This window comes from Bacillus haynesii, from assembly GCF_014042035.1.
GTDB classification, from domain to species: domain Bacteria; phylum Bacillota; class Bacilli; order Bacillales; family Bacillaceae; genus Bacillus; species Bacillus haynesii.
In genome coordinates, this window is sequence record NZ_CP059494.1 from 1,090,061 (window position 1) to 1,109,153 (window position 19,093).

Annotated in this window: 28 protein-coding genes; 10 read left to right on the forward strand and 18 right to left on the reverse strand. The window is 43.4% G+C overall.

From position 1 onward, the window contains the following. The first annotated feature begins 37 nt into the window (after window positions 1-37). From plsY to H2R00_RS05255, 4 genes are all read left to right on the forward strand, one after another. Window positions 38-631, forward strand: coding sequence for a glycerol-3-phosphate 1-O-acyltransferase PlsY (plsY, locus tag H2R00_RS05240; RefSeq protein WP_154995123.1), 594 nt, complete (start codon window positions 38-40; stop codon window positions 629-631). 101 nt (window positions 632-732) lie between these two features. Beyond that, the gene (locus H2R00_RS05245; RefSeq protein ID WP_154995125.1) at window positions 733-1,020 is read left to right on the forward strand and encodes a HesB/YadR/YfhF family protein; all 288 of its coding nucleotides are present in this window, start codon (window positions 733-735) and stop codon (window positions 1,018-1,020) included. Window positions 1,021-1,345: 325 nt separating this feature from the next. Further along, window positions 1,346-2,377: a YdcF family protein gene (locus H2R00_RS05250; protein WP_182070612.1), complete on the forward strand. Its 1,032-nt coding sequence runs from the start codon at window positions 1,346-1,348 to the stop codon at window positions 2,375-2,377. A 339-nt stretch (window positions 2,378-2,716) separates the two neighbouring features. Further along, window positions 2,717-3,076 carry a YxeA family protein gene (locus tag H2R00_RS05255; protein ID WP_182071025.1) on the forward strand — a complete coding sequence of 120 codons (360 nt, stop codon included), beginning with the start codon at window positions 2,717-2,719 and terminating at the stop codon, window positions 3,074-3,076. Window positions 3,077-3,333: 257 nt separating this feature from the next. On the opposite strand, the gene H2R00_RS05260 is transcribed toward H2R00_RS05255, so the two are convergent. The 7 genes from H2R00_RS05260 to acnA form a co-directional block, all read right to left on the reverse strand. Further along, window positions 3,334-3,651, reverse strand: coding sequence for a hypothetical protein (locus H2R00_RS05260; protein ID WP_182070613.1), 318 nt, complete (start codon window positions 3,649-3,651; stop codon window positions 3,334-3,336). Beyond that, complete coding sequence (locus tag H2R00_RS05265) at window positions 3,651-4,067, reverse strand: YbgC/FadM family acyl-CoA thioesterase (RefSeq protein ID WP_003182265.1); 417 nt, start codon at window positions 4,065-4,067, stop codon at window positions 3,651-3,653. Before H2R00_RS05265 ends, H2R00_RS05260 begins: the two co-directional genes overlap by 1 nt. Window positions 4,068-4,172: 105 nt before the next feature. Continuing rightward, window positions 4,173-4,409, reverse strand: a complete 237-nt coding sequence (tlp, locus tag H2R00_RS05270) for a small acid-soluble spore protein Tlp (RefSeq protein WP_003182262.1) — start codon at window positions 4,407-4,409, stop codon at window positions 4,173-4,175. 25 nt (window positions 4,410-4,434) lie between these two features. Beyond that, entirely contained in the window at window positions 4,435-4,578 is a 144-nt protein-coding gene (locus H2R00_RS05275) for an acid-soluble spore protein N (RefSeq protein ID WP_003182261.1), read from the reverse strand. Between the two features lie 60 nt (window positions 4,579-4,638). Next, window positions 4,639-4,764: an FbpB family small basic protein gene (locus H2R00_RS05280; protein WP_182070614.1), complete on the reverse strand. Its 126-nt coding sequence runs from the start codon at window positions 4,762-4,764 to the stop codon at window positions 4,639-4,641. A 71-nt stretch (window positions 4,765-4,835) separates the two neighbouring features. Further along, the gene (locus H2R00_RS05285; protein ID WP_154995131.1) at window positions 4,836-5,342 is read right to left on the reverse strand and encodes a redoxin domain-containing protein; all 507 of its coding nucleotides are present in this window, start codon (window positions 5,340-5,342) and stop codon (window positions 4,836-4,838) included. 71 nt (window positions 5,343-5,413) lie between these two features. Further along, complete coding sequence (acnA, locus tag H2R00_RS05290; RefSeq protein WP_154995133.1) at window positions 5,414-8,140, reverse strand: aconitate hydratase AcnA; 2,727 nt, start codon at window positions 8,138-8,140, stop codon at window positions 5,414-5,416. 234 nt (window positions 8,141-8,374) lie between these two features. Between acnA and sspO the strand changes: the two genes are divergently transcribed. From sspO to H2R00_RS05310, 4 genes are all read left to right on the forward strand, one after another. Then, entirely contained in the window at window positions 8,375-8,521 is a 147-nt protein-coding gene (gene sspO, locus H2R00_RS05295) for a small acid-soluble spore protein SspO (protein WP_043926452.1), read from the forward strand. 41 nt (window positions 8,522-8,562) lie between these two features. Then, the gene (locus tag H2R00_RS05300) at window positions 8,563-8,709 is read left to right on the forward strand and encodes a small acid-soluble spore protein P (protein WP_003182250.1); all 147 of its coding nucleotides are present in this window, start codon (window positions 8,563-8,565) and stop codon (window positions 8,707-8,709) included. A gap of 145 nt (window positions 8,710-8,854) precedes the next feature. Next, entirely contained in the window at window positions 8,855-9,262 is a 408-nt protein-coding gene (locus tag H2R00_RS05305) for an Hsp20/alpha crystallin family protein (protein ID WP_182070615.1), read from the forward strand. A gap of 204 nt (window positions 9,263-9,466) precedes the next feature. After that, window positions 9,467-9,895, forward strand: coding sequence for a DUF2621 family protein (locus H2R00_RS05310; RefSeq protein ID WP_154995137.1), 429 nt, complete (start codon window positions 9,467-9,469; stop codon window positions 9,893-9,895). A gap of 35 nt (window positions 9,896-9,930) precedes the next feature. Here H2R00_RS05310 and H2R00_RS05315 read toward each other — a convergent pair whose 3' ends face one another. The 3 genes from H2R00_RS05315 to H2R00_RS05325 all read right to left on the reverse strand — a co-directional run bounded on the left by H2R00_RS05315 (window position 9,931) and on the right by H2R00_RS05325 (window position 11,661). Further along, on the reverse strand, window positions 9,931-10,425 hold the full coding sequence (locus H2R00_RS05315; RefSeq protein WP_094777448.1) for a CcdC family protein: 495 nt from the start codon (window positions 10,423-10,425) through the stop codon (window positions 9,931-9,933). A 73-nt stretch (window positions 10,426-10,498) separates the two neighbouring features. After that, window positions 10,499-10,870 carry a response regulator gene (locus tag H2R00_RS05320; RefSeq protein ID WP_154995139.1) on the reverse strand — a complete coding sequence of 124 codons (372 nt, stop codon included), beginning with the start codon at window positions 10,868-10,870 and terminating at the stop codon, window positions 10,499-10,501. Between the two features lie 83 nt (window positions 10,871-10,953). After that, window positions 10,954-11,661, reverse strand: a complete 708-nt coding sequence (locus H2R00_RS05325) for a cytochrome c biogenesis protein CcdA (RefSeq protein WP_154995141.1) — start codon at window positions 11,659-11,661, stop codon at window positions 10,954-10,956. A gap of 242 nt (window positions 11,662-11,903) precedes the next feature. On the opposite strand from H2R00_RS05325, the gene H2R00_RS05330 reads away from it, so the two are divergent. Next, window positions 11,904-12,065, forward strand: a complete 162-nt coding sequence (locus H2R00_RS05330) for an aspartyl-phosphate phosphatase Spo0E family protein (RefSeq protein WP_202604361.1) — start codon at window positions 11,904-11,906, stop codon at window positions 12,063-12,065. A gap of 80 nt (window positions 12,066-12,145) precedes the next feature. On the opposite strand, the gene H2R00_RS05335 is transcribed toward H2R00_RS05330, so the two are convergent. The 6 genes from H2R00_RS05335 to yneA form a co-directional block, all read right to left on the reverse strand. Beyond that, on the reverse strand, window positions 12,146-12,364 hold the full coding sequence (locus H2R00_RS05335; protein ID WP_003182236.1) for a YneF family protein: 219 nt from the start codon (window positions 12,362-12,364) through the stop codon (window positions 12,146-12,148). Between the two features lie 84 nt (window positions 12,365-12,448). Continuing rightward, window positions 12,449-12,886, reverse strand: a complete 438-nt coding sequence (gene sirA, locus H2R00_RS05340; RefSeq protein WP_043926445.1) for a sporulation inhibitor of replication protein SirA — start codon at window positions 12,884-12,886, stop codon at window positions 12,449-12,451. 154 nt (window positions 12,887-13,040) lie between these two features. After that, window positions 13,041-15,044 carry a transketolase gene (tkt, locus tag H2R00_RS05345; protein WP_182070616.1) on the reverse strand — a complete coding sequence of 668 codons (2,004 nt, stop codon included), beginning with the start codon at window positions 15,042-15,044 and terminating at the stop codon, window positions 13,041-13,043. Between the two features lie 166 nt (window positions 15,045-15,210). Then, window positions 15,211-15,444: a DUF896 domain-containing protein gene (locus H2R00_RS05350; RefSeq protein WP_003182231.1), complete on the reverse strand. Its 234-nt coding sequence runs from the start codon at window positions 15,442-15,444 to the stop codon at window positions 15,211-15,213. A 65-nt stretch (window positions 15,445-15,509) separates the two neighbouring features. Further along, a complete protein-coding gene (locus tag H2R00_RS05355) occupies window positions 15,510-16,157 on the reverse strand; it encodes a YneB family resolvase-like protein (RefSeq protein ID WP_043926443.1) in 648 nt (215 codons plus the stop codon). An 18-nt stretch (window positions 16,158-16,175) separates the two neighbouring features. Further along, window positions 16,176-16,487: a cell division suppressor protein YneA gene (gene yneA, locus H2R00_RS05360; RefSeq protein ID WP_154995147.1), complete on the reverse strand. Its 312-nt coding sequence runs from the start codon at window positions 16,485-16,487 to the stop codon at window positions 16,176-16,178. Between the two features lie 151 nt (window positions 16,488-16,638). Here yneA and lexA point away from each other — a divergent pair, with 151 nt between their 5' ends. Then, window positions 16,639-17,262, forward strand: a complete 624-nt coding sequence (gene lexA, locus H2R00_RS05365) for a transcriptional repressor LexA (RefSeq protein ID WP_154995148.1) — start codon at window positions 16,639-16,641, stop codon at window positions 17,260-17,262. A 196-nt stretch (window positions 17,263-17,458) separates the two neighbouring features. Here the strand turns inward: lexA and H2R00_RS05370 are convergent, their stop codons facing one another. Together H2R00_RS05370 and H2R00_RS05375 are read right to left on the reverse strand one after the other, a co-directional pair. After that, window positions 17,459-17,887 carry a NucA/NucB deoxyribonuclease domain-containing protein gene (locus H2R00_RS05370; protein ID WP_154995150.1) on the reverse strand — a complete coding sequence of 143 codons (429 nt, stop codon included), beginning with the start codon at window positions 17,885-17,887 and terminating at the stop codon, window positions 17,459-17,461. Window positions 17,888-18,213: 326 nt separating this feature from the next. Beyond that, entirely contained in the window at window positions 18,214-19,053 is an 840-nt protein-coding gene (locus tag H2R00_RS05375) for a thymidylate synthase (RefSeq protein ID WP_154995152.1), read from the reverse strand. Window positions 19,054-19,093 lie beyond the last annotated feature (40 nt).

Sequence of the window (19,093 nt, forward strand, 5' to 3'; positions counted from 1 at the left end):
AATAAAGAGAAGGGATCATCTAAAAAGGAGAAATGAAATGTTAATTGCTTTATTATTTGTTTTAGCCTATCTACTCGGCAGCATTCCGTCCGGCTTGATTGTCGGAAAGGCCGCCAAAGGAATCGACATCAGAGAACACGGCAGCGGCAATCTTGGCGCCACCAACGCATTCCGGACACTCGGCGTGAAAGCCGGCTCCATCGTTGTGGCTGCGGATATTTTGAAAGGGACGCTCGCCGCCTTTCTGCCTGCCATCCTGCACATCGGCGTACACCCTTTGTTGGCCGGTGTAGCCGCAGTCTTCGGGCATATGTTCCCTGTGTTCGCAAAATTTAAAGGCGGAAAAGCTGTCGCTACTTCCGGAGGCGTATTGCTTTGCTATCAGCCTCTTCTGTTTCTCACAATGATTGCGGTGTTCTTTCTGTTTTTGTATATCACAAAATATGTATCGCTTTCTTCCATTTTAACCGGCTTGTATACAACGGTTTACAGCCTGTTTACGAAAGACCTTTTATTGGTGGCAGTCGTCGCCTTTCTTACGGCGTTTGTCGTATACAGACACAGAACGAATATTAAACGCATCATCGATAAAACCGAGCCTAAAATCAAGTGGATGTCCGGCAAAAAATGAGCCTATCCGAAAAACATTATATTTTCATGATCGGACATAAACGTTATATACTATAAATAGATTCAGCATGCTTTGAACAAATGATGAAGGAGTGCTTGCCCGTGAATTTGAAAATTAATGAAAAGGCGCTTAAATGGTATAAGGACGAGCTTGATTTAAAAGAAGGAGATCAGGTTCGCTTCTTTGTCCGCTACGGAGGATGCAGCAATGTTCAAAAAGGCTTCTCCCTTGGGGTTTCAAAAGATGAGCCGCAGCAAATTGGTGTGAGCGCGGAAAAAGACGGAATTACGTTTTTCGTGGAAGAAAGCGATGTATGGTATTTCGACGGCCATGATCTGCTTGTTTCCTATAATGAATCATCTGAAGAACCGACTTTTGAATATCAGTAAAAAAGAGCATTTTTTTCAACTTGTAGAAAAACTTTTGTTTTTCTGCAAGTTTTTTTATTTTTTACCTTAATTAAGGAGCCGAAGGCTTGGCTGAGTGTGCGGCAAATGCACACGCAATATTTCTCCGTGAGCTCGTACACCTCCATTTTCAATAGTCAGGGACAAGTATATCCGGGGCAGCAAGCACGAATAACTGAGTGAGTATAGATCCTGTATATCTAAAATACAGTTCGTCTAAAATAAAGCGGCAAGGATTTCCCCATTCAATAAAGATTTTTAAACACTCTTATATTATACAGAGTCATTTACATCGAGGTGTTTGAACATGGTTTACGGTGTGACAACCTTTATTTTACTAGCTGTTTTTCTGATCTTTTATTTAACGGACCGAAGAAGGATCATCAACGGTTTTTTATTTAATCTATTTTTTTGTTCATTTCTTGTTCTTTCCTACTATCTGGCCTACGTTGTCGGAATTGGCTTTTTTAGACTGTTCGTCATTGTACCGCTGCTGATCTTTTTCTTTATCCTAACGTTTGGTCTATTTGCTTTAATGATCGGGTTATTTCTGAATGCGAGAATTCTTATCAAAAGAGAAGGACGACGATTGTCTAATTGTTTGACTTTAATTTCCGGGCTAGGCATTATCATATATTTTCTATTGTCAGTGATTGACCCCGCTCGTTTTTTATCGCCAAATGTTCAGCCATTGTTTGCAGGATCATCGCTTATTGCGGTCTACTTCTTTTTTCATTTAACAAATTTCTTAACAGCTTATTTTCTATATCAATTTAACAGACCGAAACTTAATCAGGATTACATCATCGTTCTCGGGAGTGGATTAATTAATGATACAGTACCGCCGCTTTTAGCAAGCAGGATCAATAAGGCTGTCGATTTTTATCGGAAACAAGCAGCTGTTGCTTCTCCGCCGAACATTATTTTCTCCGGCGGGCAAGGACCTGATGAAAACCTTTCTGAAGCAGAAGCCATGCAAAGATATGCTTTAAAAAAAGGGATACCTGAAGAGCACACTTTGAAAGAAGACCGTTCTGTAAATACATATCAAAATATGCTTTTCTCCAAACAACTGATGGACTCATTAACAGACGGCAAATACAACAGCATCTTCACAACAAACAATTTCCATCTGTTCCGCGCCAGCCTATATGCAAAACGAGCAGTGTTAAAGAGCGATGGGATCGGTTCAAAAACCGCTTTTTATTATTGGCCGAACGCCATGATCCGGGAATATATCGCTGTTGTTGTAATGAATCGTAAACGGCATAGCATTGTCCTAGGAACTATTTTGGGTTTTTCTATAATTTTAACTGCACTTAATTTTTTCATTGATTAAAACTTCAAAAATGCGTCTTAAAATTTTGGTTTGTCCGGATGGCACACTTTCTATTACAGTCATCCCCAACAAGGTGCAGAGATTTATTAGATTATGATGGGTATTTTCAAAGGACATCTTCACCGGAAAGATGTCCTTTTGCTTGGAAAATATAATTTCATTACACCGTCATGTTGATGATTCTAATGCTTTCTGAGGAATGGACAACTTCCCTGCTCCAAGTAGCTGTTTTTTGATGCGCTTGGACTTTTATTGCTTACAAAAGTGAAAGGAATATGTAAGATAAATCAATGGTTTCGTTGGGAGGTTTTATATATGATGGGTTCGAGGTGATAAATGATGAAATGGTTTTTAGGAATTTTAACGGTAGGACTGATGATATTGGGCGCGGGCTACTTTTTATATTCCGGATATTATTCAACGGAAGATTATTACGTCAAAATTACAACAGATCCAAAAGTCGTTAAAGAAAAAGCAAGTGATGGATACACATATATAAATTATAACTATGATGTTACGGGTTATGATAAAGATGGAAAACCCAAAAACCTAAAGCTCTCTTCTCAAGACAAAATGCAGAAAGGTCAGTATTATATTATTCATTGGGAAGATAGAAGAGAAATAATATCCAGCAAGGAAAAAGCAAGCGAGAAGCAAATAGATAAAGACATCCTGGATAAATTAAACGATCAAATTTAATTAGCCGCTCACTCTGTCATCCCTAAAACTCCTTGTTTTAGGGATTTTTTTATGAAAAATAAAATGACTGCGGCCATGAAAAGCGATACCGTAACACTGAGGTAAAGAACTGAAACAGATTTTTTTCCATCAATTTTTGCAAACCTTAGCAATAAGGACAGTGAAAAGAACGAGCAATTTGATCATCAAAATGAAATAAGCAAGAACAATGCTTGCTTATTTCAAGGATGTCCGGGTTTCTCTAAAAGCGTTCTTTTTTATTGTGCACCGGATGATTCAAGCCGGAATCGTTCAATATGGCTAGAGAGCTTTTCTCGTTTTAAAATCTCGACCTGCTTCTCTCCCAATAAATCAAAGTGGGGAAATTTGCTTCTTTTATCGATCCACTCTTTTTTCAGTCCGTACTGTTTCCCCCACTCTGCAAGCTTATCAATGTTCCCGCATCCTGCTTTTGTCACCGTTTTGATATCCGGATACCTGTCATCGAGCCAGTAATGCGTAAGAAACGCGATTTCGCTGTTTAAAACGGCGCGCTTCCATTCGTTCAGCTCGTTTCTTTTAATACCGAACGCCATTACTTTTTGGCCTCTTCATAAGCTTCATGCCACTTTGGATAAAGCTTACGGAACTGAACCGGTTTGAAGCTGTCCCCGTCAACGCAAATATGGGACGATGTTCCTTTCACAGCGGTTTCACCAGCGGAATTAAAGATTTCATACCCATATACCGTTTTAAAGCCGTTGTAATCTTCAATCCACGTATGTACCGTTGCTGTTTCACCGTAGCGAAGAGGTTTGACATAGCGGACATTGATATCCACGACAGGCGACAGGATGCCGTCTTTCTCCATTTCGGCGTAAGAGAAGCCGAGTTCTTTAATTAAAGCCGTCCGTCCTACCTCCATCCAAATCAAATAATTGGCGTGATAGACGACACCCATTTGGTCTGTTTCGGCATAGCGGACTTCTATTTCTTTTTTTGAGACGTACAAATTCCCTCTACTCCCTTTTCACAATGTATATAATCCAATTCTAGCATATACAATGGGCAAAAACACGACGGACGGCTTCATGCAAAAAAACCAGGTCGCCCTGGTTTATTGATGATATCCGTTTTTGCGGGCTTCCGCCTCGTCATGGATTTCATTGCGCATCGCCTCAATGCTTTCATTTCGGCGTTCATTTTTTTCGCGGATCTGCTCCTGTTCCGCCTCGCTGGCAAAAGACAGCTGCTCTTCAGACTCCTCGATGTTTTCGATTGTGTTCTGCACCATGTCTTGAAGCTTCTCCACGTTGTCTGATCTGTCATCCGGATGATGTTTTTGGTGTGTCATTCGGGTCTCTGCCTCCTTTTGATGTTTACTCGCCTTTTGTCTGCATAATGATCGGCGTTTCTCCTGATTTATCGTGCATTTTTTTTCCTTTGTTGCGTTTATATTCTACCGGTTTTGTCCCAAGGTGGCTCGGGGCAAATTTAGACTGTTTGTCATGTTCTCTCGGCATGTCTATCCCTCCTTTTCAGCATTAGGATTCTCAAAAAGGAGCGTAAACATGAATCGATTTTTACTTCAGCCTAAATTTCTCTTCAAGCTTATCTTCCAGCCGATCAAGAAACTCTTGGTTGGTCATGAGCTCCTTTTTGTTTTCCGAGACAAGTTCTTCAAATGTTCGCCTTTTCGCTTTTTTCATGTTGAATCACCTCCAGCTTGTTTTCATTTTCACCATTTTTTGGTCAATATAAGCAAAAAAGCCGGGATTTTTTATAATCCCAGCTTTTCTTCCATATCTTTTTTTGTCATCGTCCCAAGGACGATATCTTTAATGATTCCGTTTTCATCAATGATAAATGTCGTCGGGTACGAAAAAATCTCGTATTTCGCATTGATGCCCGTTCGGTCTAAGACGATGGGGAAATGTAAGCCGTGCCTTTCGGCAAACGTTTTGACCGATTTCTCGTTTTTCTCGGAAGATGTAAAGTTGACGGCCAAAACGGCAATGTCCTGATTTTCGTTTTGGAGTTCTTCCATTGCAGGCATTTCTATTTCACACGGTTTACACCAGGTGGCCCAAAAATTTAACAGCACTTTTTTTCCTTTAAAGTCTGACAACGATACATCGTTTCCATCTTTTAATGACGGAAGCGTAAAATCAGGCGCCTTGTCTCCTTTCGCAATGCCGATTTCGGCTTCTTTTTTCCCTGTAAAGTTCCATACCGCAAGACCGGCCAAAACTAAAAGAAACGCGGCAGCCAGCACTTTTTTCATCATCGGCATCCTCCACATACATGATCACGCTGAAAAAAGAAGAGAAAGCTAAAGGCTCTCTCTTCCTCATTCAATTACTGCTTCATTTTATTGCGGAGCACCATTTGCAGGATCCCGCCGTGACGGTAATAATCGATTTCCACTTCGCTGTCAAAGCGGACAACAGCTTCAAACGACTTGACTGTGCCGTCTTCGGCAATCGCTTTGACTTGAACGAGATCGCGCGGGCGCACCGTCTCACTCACGTCCACTTCAATCGTTTCTTTCCCTGTCAAACCGAGCGTTTCAGCGTTTTCTCCCTCTTTAAATTGCAGCGGAAGAACGCCCATCAGCACAAGGTTGCTTCTGTGAATTCTTTCGAAGCTTTCTGCAATGACGGTTTTGATGCCGAGCAGATTTGTTCCTTTTGCCGCCCAGTCGCGGGAAGAACCCATTCCGTAGTCTTTTCCGGCAATGACGACCAGACCTGTGCCGTCTTCTTTATACTTCATGCAGGCATCATAAATGGACATCACTTCTCCGGTCGGCCAATACGTTGTATAACCGCCTTCTGTGCCCGGAGCGATCTGGTTTTTGATTCTGATGTTGGCGAATGTTCCCCTCATCATGACTTCATGGTTTCCTCGTCTTGAACCATATGAGTTGAAGTCTCTAGGAGAAACACCTTTTTCCTGCAGGTATTTTCCGGCCGGCGTGTCTTTGCCGATCGCTCCCGCCGGAGAAATATGGTCTGTCGTGACAGAGTCTCCGAATTTGCCGACAATGCGCAAGCCTTTAAGCGGTTCAACCGTACCAGGCTCAACTGACATGTCTTCAAAGAACGGAGGGTTTTGAATGTAAGTGGACTCTTCATCCCATTTATACAGAGCTTCATCCGTTGTTTTAATCGCATTCCAGCGTTCGTTGTCATCAAATACGCGCTCGTATTCTTTTCTGAACAGCTCAGGAGTAACGGTTTGCTTCACGACGGAGTTGATTTCGTCCATCGTCGGCCAAATATCGTTGAAGTACACGTTTTGACCGTCTTTGCCGACGCCGATCGGTTCGTTTTTCAAGTCAATATCTACCGTACCTGCCAATGCATAGGCGACGACAAGCGGCGGAGACGCCAGGTAGTTTCCTTTGACAAGCGGATGAATCCGGCCTTCAAAGTTACGGTTTCCGGAAAGGACAGACGTAATCAGCAGGTCGTTTTCGGCAACCGCTTTTTCGATCTCAGGCGCAAGCGGTCCGGAGTTCCCGATACATGTCGTACAGCCGTAGCCGACGATGTTAAATCCAAGCTCGCGCATATACGGAAGCAGGCCTGAATTGACCAAGTAACCTGTTACGACTTTTGAACCCGGAGCCAGGGATGTTTTCACATAGTTCGGTACTTTCAATCCCAGTTCAACCGCTTTTTTAGCGACAAGTCCTGCACCAATTAAGACATAAGGGTTTGATGTATTTGTACAGCTGGTAATCGCCGCAATTGCGATCGCACCCGTTTTCATGACGGCTTCTTCGCCGTTTTCAAGCTTAAATTTGATTTCTTTGTCAGCCTCACTCGCGTTTAAACCGAATCCCTGGTTGCCCGCAGGGCTTGCCAAATGCTTGTGGAACGTCTCTTTCATGTCAGTCAGCGGAATGAGATCCTGAGGACGCTTCGGACCTGAAAGGTTCGCTTCAACTTTTGACAAGTCAATTTCAACGACATCGGTAAATGCAGGATCTTCCTGATCAGGCGTGTAGAACAGTCCGTTTTGACGGCAATATTCTTTCACAACAGCGATATGTTCTTCATCACGGCCTGTTAAACGCATGTATGCCAGCGCTTCCTCATCGACAGGGAAGAAACCGCAAGTCGCGCCGTATTCAGGAGCCATATTTGCGATTGTCGCACGGTCTGCAAGCGGAAGTTCTGCAACACCCGGTCCGAAGAATTCGACGAACTTTCCGACAACGCCTTTTTGACGCAGCACCTGTGTCACTTTAAGCGCCAGGTCCGTCGCCGTCGTGCCGTTCGGCAGCTTTCCGACAAGCTTCGCTCCGATTACTTCAGGTACAGGGAAATACGAAGGCTGGCCGAGCATGCCTGCTTCAGCTTCAATTCCGCCGACGCCCCAGCCGAGAACGCCGATTCCGTTGATCATCGTTGTATGGGAGTCAGTACCGACAAGCGTGTCAGGATAAGCGACAATCTCGCCGTCTTCTTCCACAGCATGGACAACGTTTGCCAAATACTCAAGGTTCACCTGGTGAACAATACCTGTAGCAGGTGGAACAGCTTGATAGTTATTAAACGCTTTCTTAGCCCAGCTTAAAAATTTGTAACGCTCTGCATTTCGTTGGAATTCAAGGTCCATATTAATTGTCAATGCATCTTCCGTACCCGCTTTGTCAACTTGTACGGAGTGGTCGATGACAAGGTCTACCGGTATTTCAGGATTGATTTTATCCGGATCTCCGCCGACTGATGCCATCGCTTTTCTTAATGAAGCAAGGTCTACAACGGCTGGAACGCCGGTAAAGTCCTGCAAAATAACGCGGGATGGTTTGAAAGGAACGTCAATATCTTTTAATTCGGCAGTGCCCCATTTTGCCAAGTTTTCAACATGTTCCTCTGTAATGACTCTCCCGTCTACTTGACGAAGAACGGATTCGAGCAAAACTTTAATGGAATAAGGCAGTTTTGATACGTTTCCGATTCCTTGATCCTCTAATGCTTTTAAAGAATAATAGCTGTACGTTTTGCCTTGTACTGTAAACGTTTTTCTTGATTGAAAAGCGTCTTTTTTTGCGACTTGTTGCTGATTCGCCATTTCTCCAAAATCCCCCTTTAAAGATCAAGATCATACGCCAGAAAAATCGGCATATTTCACCACAATTTTCTCACAATTTAATCTTAAAACAATTTTAAACATAAGTAAATATCAATGTTTTTATTAAATTCAATAAGAATGCCTTATATACGGAAAAAAGTTTATTTTACTGGAAATACATTTTTTTATACAATACACTCGCTGAGGCTATACTACAGTCTGAGGTGATCGAAATTGTCCAAACGAAAAGCAAATCATGTAATCAATGGAATGAACAATGCTAAACGCCAAGGAAACGGCGCGGGATATATTGAAGATGATCAGCACATTCTCACTGAGGCGGAACGCCAAAACAATAAAAAACGGAAAACCAATCAATAAATATTAAAGATCCTTCATGAATGCCTTAGGAGGTTAAGACATTGACAAATAAAAACGACGGCAAAGATATGCGCAAAAATGCACCGAAAGGAGCTCAGCCGGGGCAGCCAGAGCCCTTGAGCGGAAGCAAAAAAGTTAAAAACCGGAACCATACGAGACAAAAACACAATTCCAGTCACGATATGTAACACTTTCCGCGTCTTTCACGGCGCGGATTTTTGCTTTACCGCGGATCACCCTCAGGCGTTGTAACCCCCTTCGAATCACCTCCTTCACATGAATTCACAGCTGTGCATAATCTAATGGTAAGGCTAGGTATGGAGGAATGCTCCAATGACAAATACAAAACGTTTCGATTCCACAGATTTTGACAAAGAATGGATGAAACAGTTTGTTGATGACCCTTTTCTCCTCTATGATGAAACTTTACCGATTGACCTTTACGAAACGAGCACTGAATATATAATTGAAGCAGATTTAAACCACTTGAATACCCGGCATCTTGATTTGACGTTTTCAGGCTACGATTTCAAGCTTGCGGTTAAAACCGATGAACAGCTTTACGAAAAATCGCTGATGCTTCCTTTCTTTTTGAATGACAAACACATCGAAGCGGAATGCGAAAACAACATTCTTGCAGTTAAAATCAATAAGGAAGCAAGCAAAGATGACGTTTCGCTTTCAATCAATATTCCTTTTACATCATACCTGCACAACAAGCAGAACCCGGACAGCGCGTAAAACACTTTGCCATCCGGGTTTTTTCCGTTCGTTCGTCAAATATCCTCTAGCAATTCTCTATGGCCGATTAGGGAATTGCTATACAATAGATTATGTTCTAGCATCTCTTTTGACCAGGCCGTTGTCCCATTTTATATTATTTTTTCTATGTTCTTCTAAAACGCCTTCATGTAAAATAGGTTATAGACAAAGGAGTGATGAGAGATGCTGGAAGGATGGTTTTTATGGCTGATGCTCGCTTGGATCGTCATCATGATCGTCCTCTTGTCGATCGGCGGTTTTTTCATGTTTCGCAAATTTTTAAAAAGGCTGCCTAAAGAAGATGGGAAATCTGAGCTGGACTGGCAGGATTATTATATTGAACAGACAAGGCATTTGTGGAATGACGAAGAAAAAGAACTGCTTGAAGAATTGGTTTCACCCGTACCAGAGCTGTTTCGCGATGTAGCAAAAGCGAAAATTGCCGGAAAGATCGGAGAGCTTGCATTGCAAGAAAAAGCGGGCGCAATCGACCGGGATTTAATCGTCAGAGGCTATATTATGGCCACACCGAAAAGAGACCATAAGTTCCTCGTGAAGCGTTTAAAAGAAAAGAATATTGATCACTCTTCATATCAAGAGCTTTTTAAATAAACAAAACCTTTCCTTCTTTCAGGAAAGGTTTTGTTTTAATTGACCTGTATGTGATTTGACGCTTCAATCTGGCTTGAAAGCTTTCTGAACGATAAATACATGGCGATTCGCCAAGGAACGATCATCCCGAAAGCCAGAATCCAAAACATTCCGCTCAGTGCGCCGTAATCGATCGTTGTGCTTAATATGCTCTTCATCACGATCCGGATGACGAGCAGCGCAATTAAAATAAACACAAACGATTTGGAGCGTTTAATATAGATTTTATCATCGCGGATTTCAAATTTTGAGGTTTTAATTAAGAAAATAGAAAAGATCATGCCCACGGTGAGAGCTTCCAAAAATTCAGCACCGGTAACGTGGAACATCGGAAATAAAAACATGAGAGCACCGGTGCTCATAAAAATCGGAGGCAGTATAATTTTTTTGGCCGTAGCCGGTTTTTCAGATGACTTGATTCTGACAGCCATGACAATGACGGCCATCACGACGGCAAGTATAGATGAAACGACGATCATCATACATATCATCCCTTTTTCTAAAGCTAATTTCTCTACTTGTTACTATACTCCAAAACGAAGAAAAATACCATGTTCAGGTTTATCAGCTGCAAGGATTTCCGAGCACGTGCCGAATCGCTTCGACGACTTTCGTTTCCTCGAAAGGCTTGACGATAAAGTCCTTGGCCCCGGCCTCGATCGCCTCAACGACGATTCGCTTTTGCCGCATGGCCGTACACATGATCACTTTCACTTTCGGGTTCAGCTGGATCATGTCCTTTAAAGCTTCAATCCCGTTTTTCACAGGCATTGTAATATCCATGATAACCAAGTCCGGCTGAAGCTTTTGATAAAGCAAAACAGCTTCTTCCCCATTCTCGGCTTCACCCGCGACTTGCAAGTCTTCTGTTTCAAGTATTTCTCTAATTTTATCTCTCATAAATTTTGCATCATCAACAATTAAAACCCTTGTCATACTCCCCTCCAACATCATTATTCAATTTTGCTGTGAATAAGTCCTATTGTAACAAAAAAACTAGGCGGTTCTTAGCCAAGTTTCTAAAAGCCTCTAAAATCGCCGAACAGGCCTGACAATACGATAATGATTTTCGTCATCCAGTCAAAGAACAGCAGGATTCCGACTACAATCATCGCAACTCCGCCGATCTTCATGATAATGAGCTGATGCTTCCGAAGCCATTTCATCTTTGTAATGAAAAAAGACAGGAGCAGAAACGGCAGGCTGAATCCGAGTGCATAAAGCACCATATACGGCACAGCCGACATCGGGTTCGTTCCGGCGAGTGCGATGACCGCTGCAAGAATCGGACCGGTACAGGGCGTCCAGCCGGCGGCAAATGCCATTCCGATTCCGACAGAACCGAGCAGACCGCCGGGCCTGTTTTTAAAATGAAGGCGCCTTTCTTTCATTAAAAATTCGGGCTTAAAAATCCCCAGTGTGACAAAACCGAAAAAGATGATAAAAACCGCGCCAAGCTGCCTGATGAGCTGATGATAATCCTTAAAAAAGGACCCGACAAGCGATGTGCTGTAGCCGAGAGCCACAAAGATCATCGAAAAGCCGATGAGGAAAAAGACGGTATGTATCAGGCTCCTCTTTTGAAACTTAAGTTTGTCAGAATGGATGTCACTCATGCTGACACCGGTAATATATGATAAAAAAGCGGGATAAAGCGGCAGGCAGCATGGCGAAATAAACGATAGAAACCCTGCACCGAAAGCGAGAATATAATTGATATCAGCCATCTCTTTCTCCCTTCTATTTTATGGAATACCATGAAAGAAAATCATTTGATATGACAATTACATTTCAATTTCCTAACATATCACAAAAAAGGATGTTGATTTCACGAAATTCTTTATATAATCAATTTTGACAATTTACCCTTATCACCTTCAGAATTGAAAAGGAACCTATATATGGATATAATAGCATTTAGTAGGCAACAAAAAGATGATTTTTACAGAAGAAAGGATAAATTCCTGTGATGAAAGAAAATCTGCTTCATGAAATTGAGGAAAAAAGAAAAGAGCTGCTAAAAATCGTCATGACAAACGGCATGACTTCACATATCACCATTCAGCACAGCCAGCAGCTGGATATCCTTCTCTTGGAATACCAAAAACTATCTCTCGGAAATACACAATAATCATAGATCAAAATAAAAAACCCGGAAGCGGGTTTTTTATTTTATAACCATGTTCCTTCTATGTCATAATCGCATTCGTATTATTTCGTTTGATTTTCCATGGCTTTCATCATTTGATTAATTTTCTTCTGGGATGGTTTCATACCCATCTGCATCATCATCATGCGCAGCATTTGTTCATTAATTGGCGGATTTTTTTTCAAATAGTTCATCATATATTTACGAGCAATAAAAAATCCGAGTGCAACACCTGCGAGCAATGCTAAAACGCCCACTAGGATGACAACCCACAAATCCATTTAATTTCCTCCTTCATGTTGTCTCGTATAAAGTGTACTAAACCAAACGCTATTATACAACATTTACAGTCCAAATTCTTTCTTTTATACAAAATTTCTTTCTTTCACAGGGTTCAGCCAGCCGTAACGTTTCATATTAAAATCCATGGCAAGGAAACACGGGCTTACTTTCCGCAAAACTTCAAAGAAAACCGTTTCGGCATCGAATGGACCCTTCGCCAAAATCTCAATATGACGGTCTTTGATAATAAAAGAAGCGCTTCCTTTTGGAACAATCAATCTGTATACATAGTCAACCTGTGTATAGTCTTCCCGGCAGAGGTTCATTTTCATTCTTTTGTGTATATGGGCAGCGGGAATCGGCTTTGTAATAAACTCGATCTGTTTCGCGGCTAATTGAGACTTTTGATCGGGGCTCGTCCAATGATAATCGTAAAAAAGCTTGAACATGACAGACTCTCTTCCAAAATAATGGCCGGCAAATTCCTCTTCTATCAAATACGTATAATAATGACGTTCCATCACTGTCTCATCCCCCTGTTTCGAAGAATATATGCTTTCTATTATACAAAAGGGGGTTAGAGATAATTGTCTGATGATGATAAAAGAAGCGACTAATTTTGTCGAAACGAAAAAAAGAGAATGATCCGCAGATCATTCTCTTTCATATGCCCGATTAGCGATTTAACAGTTTTTTCACCCGGTCAACTACATTCGCAGGCGTAAAACCGTATTCTTTCATGATCGTTTCGCCAGGAGCTGATGCACCGAACTGGTCGATTCCGAGAATGTCCCCGTCAATGCCGGTATATCTCTCCCATCCGAGCGGCGATCCCATTTCAATTGCGAGACGCTTTGTCACATCAGTTGGAAGAACAGCGTTTTTATATTCAGCCGGCTGCTTGTCAAAACGATCCCAAGACGGAACGCTGACAACGGATACGTCAATGCCTTCTTTTTGCAGCTCGCTTTGTGCATCAAGCGCAAGGCCGACTTCAGATCCGCTCGCAAGCAAGATCGCTTCCGGTTTTTCGTTTTGGCTTTTCGACACGACATATGCACCCTTTTTAACGCCTTCATAAGCCGTTTCAGCAGACTGATCGATTGTCGGCAAGTTTTGGCGAGTCAATACAAGCGCAGTCGGCTGATCTTTTGATTGAAGCGCCAGCTTCCAGGCTGCTGCTGTTTCATTTCCGTCGGCAGGTCTAATGACGGACAAGTTCGGCAGCGCACGAAGTGATGCCAGCTGTTCAATCGGCTCATGAGTCGGTCCGTCTTCTCCGACGGCAATGCTGTCATGTGTAAACACATATGTGACAGGAAGCCCCATTAATGCAGCAAGACGGATCGCAGGTCTCAGGTAATCAGAGAAAACGAAGAACGTTCCGCCGAATACGCGGAGGCCTCCATGGAGAGCCATTCCGTTCAAAGCTGCTCCCATCGCAAATTCCCGTACACCGAACCAGATATTTCTGCCGGCGTAATCCTTCGCTGAAACATCTCCGCCATTTTTGATTGTCGTCTTGTTAGAACCGGCCAAGTCCGCGGATCCGCCAAAGAAAAACGGCACTTGTTGAGCGATTCCGTTTAACACTTCACCTGAAGATGCACGTGAAGCAAGGCTGCTTCCTTTCTCATATGCAGGTACTTTCTGATCCCATCCTTCTGGAAGCTCACCTTTCATCGCCAGTTCAAGCTCTTCGGCAAGTTCCGGATGGGCTTTCTTGTATGCGGCGAACAGTTCGTTCCATTCCGCCTCTTTTTTCTTGCCCGCTTCCTTCACTGTTTCGTTAAAGTGTTCGTACACTTCGGAAGGAACATAAAAATCTTCTTCGTATGTCCACTCATACGCTTCCTTCGTTAATTTCGCCTCTTCTAAGCCGAGCGGAGCGCCGTGAACGCCGGATGTCCCCGCACGGTTTGGAGAACCGAAACCGATCGTTGTTTTCACTTCAATTAATGTCGGCTGCTTGTCATTTTGTTTCGCTTTCTCGACGGCGGCCGTAATTTCGGCAATGTTGTTGCCGTCTTCAACATAAAGCACTTCCCAATTCATCGCTTCAAAGCGCTGCTTCACATTTTCAGAGAATGAGCGGTTTAATTCACCGTCAAGCGAAATGTCATTTGAATCATAAAGGACGATGAGACGGCCGAGGTTCAAATGTCCCGCAAGCGAAGCCGCTTCCGATGAAATTCCCTCCATCAAGTCTCCGTCACCGCAAATGCTGTATGTATAATGATCAACAACCCGATAGTCGTCACGGTTGTAAGTTTCCGCAAGGTGACGTTCAGCAAGCGCCATTCCGACAGCCATTCCGATTCCTTGGCCAAGCGGACCTGTAGTCGCATCTACACCCGGAGTATGTCCGAATTCCGGATGCCCGGGAGTTTTGCTTCCCCATTGGCGGAAATTCTTGAGGTCTTCAATTGAAACGTCATATCCGCTTAAGTGAAGCATGCTGTACAGAAGCATTGATCCGTGACCGGCAGACAGCACAAAACGGTCCCTGTTAAACCAATTCGGATTTTCAGGGCTGACATTCATCATTTTTGTCCAAAGCGCATAAGCCATCGGAGCAGTCCCCATCGGCATGCCCGGGTGACCGGATTTAGCTTTTTCAATCGCGTCTATGGAGAGTGTTCGTATTGTTGCGACAGATTTTAATTCAATCGTTTTCATTATGATCCCCTTCCTGTATGGACTCTACTTTCTTATCATAAATCTACCCATCGGTTTTCACAACTATTTCAGCTCAAAAGCTGAGTGAAAAATGACGAATCTTTGCCTTCATTTTAAATTGTAGTATATACAAAAAGGGAATACGATATCGACGTATTCCCTAAAATTAATGCAATCGGCGGTTTCTTTTTTCCTGTTTGAGCTTTTCAGGAGTCACATCATTACCTTCAGGGTCAACAATCGTCACAGTTTTCAACGTGTTTTTCATAGACGCGCGGACGCCTTGAAGGTATTCCTGGCGAAGCTTCTGCTGTTCAGCTTTTTCTTCGTCTGTTAAAGATCCGCTCTTTGCTTTTTTGGCAAGCTCGTTAATTCTGGCTATTTTTTCTTTAGAAATCATAAAATACTCCTTTGATTCGGTATATATCCATCATACTACTAAATCAGCTTTCGTTTGACAACAGATTAGTCTGCAAGGCCGTCCTTATACTCCTGGTAGCGGCGGTGAACGGTTGCTTTTGAAATGCTGTATCCGAACCCTCTCAACACGGCTGCAATCTCCGCAAACGTCAGCTTGTTCTCCCTGAGTCTGACGATTTCTGAAAGAGGCGCTTCGATTCGCTCTCTCCCGCCGCCTTCATTGCGGTGTTTCAGGTTCCTCTCCGGGCGGTAGCCGTTTTCGACCGCCTTCTTCATTCCCCGTTTAATCTTCAAGTTATGTATTTTCCGCTGGTATTCCTCAACAATGCCGACAATCTCCAAAACCATCGAGTCCGCTTCGGAAAGCTCAAGCTTTCCGCGGTGAGCCAGCGTGTAGATTTGAACGCCTTCTTTATATAAACAGTGAAGAAGGGCAATTTTGGCATTCCCTCTGCCAAGCCGCGTATCATCCTGTATTAAAACCGCGTCAATATCTGATGTTTTGATTTCCTCGAGCAGATCGAAGACGCCGTCGCGGTCCATTTCATATCCGCTCGCCTGCTCGGAAATGACGTTCACGACGTTCATCCCGTGTTCGGCGGCAAGCGACTGAAGCTCTTCTTCCTGCCGCTTTAATGAGGTTTCCTGCTGCTCCTTCGCAGTGCTTACCCTGGTGTAAATAATCGCATTCATGGAAATCCCCTCAATCTTTTATTCTACAACTGCAAGCTGATATTGATCGGAGTGCTGTTTGGCTAACGGCAGGATCAAGACATCACCTGGCTTAATGACAGAGGTCGGCAGATTGTTTTTATCGGCGACCCACTCAATGAATTTTTGTTTGTCTGCGGGTTTTCCGCCTTTGATCCGGTCGGCCAGCTCCCACAATGTATCGCCATCTTGCACTTCTATTTTAACATATTGCTTTCTTTCTTCGATTTTACCGGCAAAAGACACAAACAGAATACAGCAGCTGATCACAGCAGTAAACAGACTGACAAAAATCAATGATTCACTTTTCATATCCATCACCCCAGAATGTTTGTTCGGTTTTATGATTTCAGTATACATACGAACAAATGTTTCTGTCAATTGTTTTTTTCGAACCTATGTTTGTACTCAAAGGAAAAACATGCTATAATCTAGCTAAAATCGACGTTTTGAGGTGCAAAAAATGACGAAGCTATCAAAAAGACAACTTGATATTTTGCGTTTCATTAAAGAAGAAGTGAAGCGCAAAGGCTATCCGCCTTCCGTCAGGGAGATCGGAGAAGCGGTCGGCCTGGCGTCAAGTTCGACGGTACACGGCCACTTGGCAAGGCTTGAAACGAAGGGATTGATCAGAAGGGATCCGACGAAGCCGAGAGCGATCGAAATTCTCGATACAGAGGAAGAAATTCACATTCCGAAAAACCAGGTTGTCAATGTTCCGGTCATCGGAAAGGTGACGGCCGGTACACCGATTACCGCAGTCGAAAACATTGAGGAATACTTTCCGCTTCCCGACCGCCTGGTGCCGCCGGATGAGCACGTCTTCATGCTGGAGATCATGGGAGAAAGCATGATCGATGCCGGAATTCTTGATCAAGATTATGTGATCGTCAAGCAGCAGAACACCGCAAACAACGGAGATATCGTCGTTGCGATGACCGAAGACGACGAAGCGACTGTTAAGCGGTTTTACAAAGAAGAAACCCATATCCGCCTTCAGCCGGAAAACCCGACGATGGAGCCGATCATCCTTCAGAATGTGACGATTCTCGGAAAAGTCATCGGCGTTTTCCGCACCGTTCATTAAAAATCGGACTCATCAGCAAAACCGCCGACCGGCGGTTTTTTTTCACGAAAAAACAGGCTCACATCCATTTGGCAATGAAGGATGCGAACCTGAAACAGAGGGATTGATAATATGCTTACATTACCATTATCCCCCATAAAGGTTTTTACGTCAACAAAAAATGTTTCCCTAAGGAAATATTTTTGTTGTTTGCCTGTTATTGAACGATAAACAAAATTCTGGTCCCGTCGGCGTAACCGCTCAGCCTGTTCCCGACCCAGGAGCCGGCTCCGCGGTTATCCGATGAGCTTACATATCTGACCGACGCTCCTTTGCCACCTTCTTCACACATGGCCATCGGCCATTCATCACGGTCAAAGCCCGGCTTAGTCGGAATCCCCTTCAATGATTCCTGGCGGCGCTTATCCGCTCCCGATCTTTCAATCGTGCAGACATCTGAATGCCCCGCTTTGATTGCATCGCTTATATGAGCGCCGGTTTCTGGATAGCGCGATGCCGGAAAATACAATATGTCATCATACCTTGCAGCACCTTCGGCTTGCTGAGGAGAATATGCGGCGCCTCCCGAAAGCCCAAGCAGTACCAATGCGGAAAACAGCAGATGAACCGCCCATTTTTTGATCATGACAAAAACAACCTCCCCTTGTATATGCTGGTTTCATTAACAGATTAAGAGAGAATTGTTTTTGCTTTTCGGGTTCTTTGTGAAAAAGACGTTTAGATTGTGTAAATGAACGTTTAGACGAAAATCTCTCCGGTGTTTGCATTTCTGCTCCGTCATAACCTTGAAAAAGCTCGATTTCGAGCTTTTTTAAACTGCACGTACTTTTGGCATCCGCTCTAAACGTCAACACGGCTGCCGTCAGTATACATGCGGCAGCCGGATACGCAACGTATTTTCAGAAAATGATTCATTCCCCCAACAAAAAAACAGGCGGCAAATCCGCCTGTTCATACGGCAACTTCAAATGTCAGCTTGTCGCCGTGCTTATAGTCAATTAATTTAAAATCATCGATTGTAAAGTCATAAAAGTTTTTGATGTCCGGGTTGATCCACAGCTTAGGCGCTTCATACTGCTCGCGTTTCATCTGAATGTTTAAATTGTCGATGTGACGGGTATAGATGTGGCAGTCACCTATATTGAAGATGTATTCGCCCAGCTCATAACCGAGGACCTGAGCGATCATGCGCTGCAAGACATTATATTGGAACACGTTGAACGGGTTGCCGAGCGCCATGTCATTGCTTCTCGCTCTTACTTCCAAAGAAAGCTTTCCTTCCTTCACATACCATTGCGTTTCATAGACGCAGGGCGTCAAGGCCATGCCGTCCAAGTCATCGGGATTCCACAGCATGGTCAAATGCCTGCGTGAAGACGGGTTATGCTGCAACTGATGGAGTAAATAGTCCACTTGATCGACTTTCTGACCGTTAACCGCTCTATTTTTCTTCCCTAATTGATAGCCGTACGCTGCTCCGATTGTGCCGTCTTCAAGCCGCCATTGATCCCAAATATGAACCCCCATATCGTTCAGAACTTGAACATCATTGGATTTCAGCTGCCAAATCCAAAGCAGCTCTTTAATGGCCGTTTTCCACGCCACCTTCTTCGTCGTCAAAATCGGCACTTCTGAATTGTCAAACCGCATTTTTTCGCTCATGATGCTCAGCGTATGAGCCGGCGTTCCGTCTGAATCCCACTTCGTCCGAACCTGATATTCTTCATCGGAGATCCCTGATTCAATAATTTTTTGAATGATTGCATTGTATTGCTGGTCATAATGGCTCATCTAATCCTCTCCTCTTTCCACATGATATGTATAAAATGAG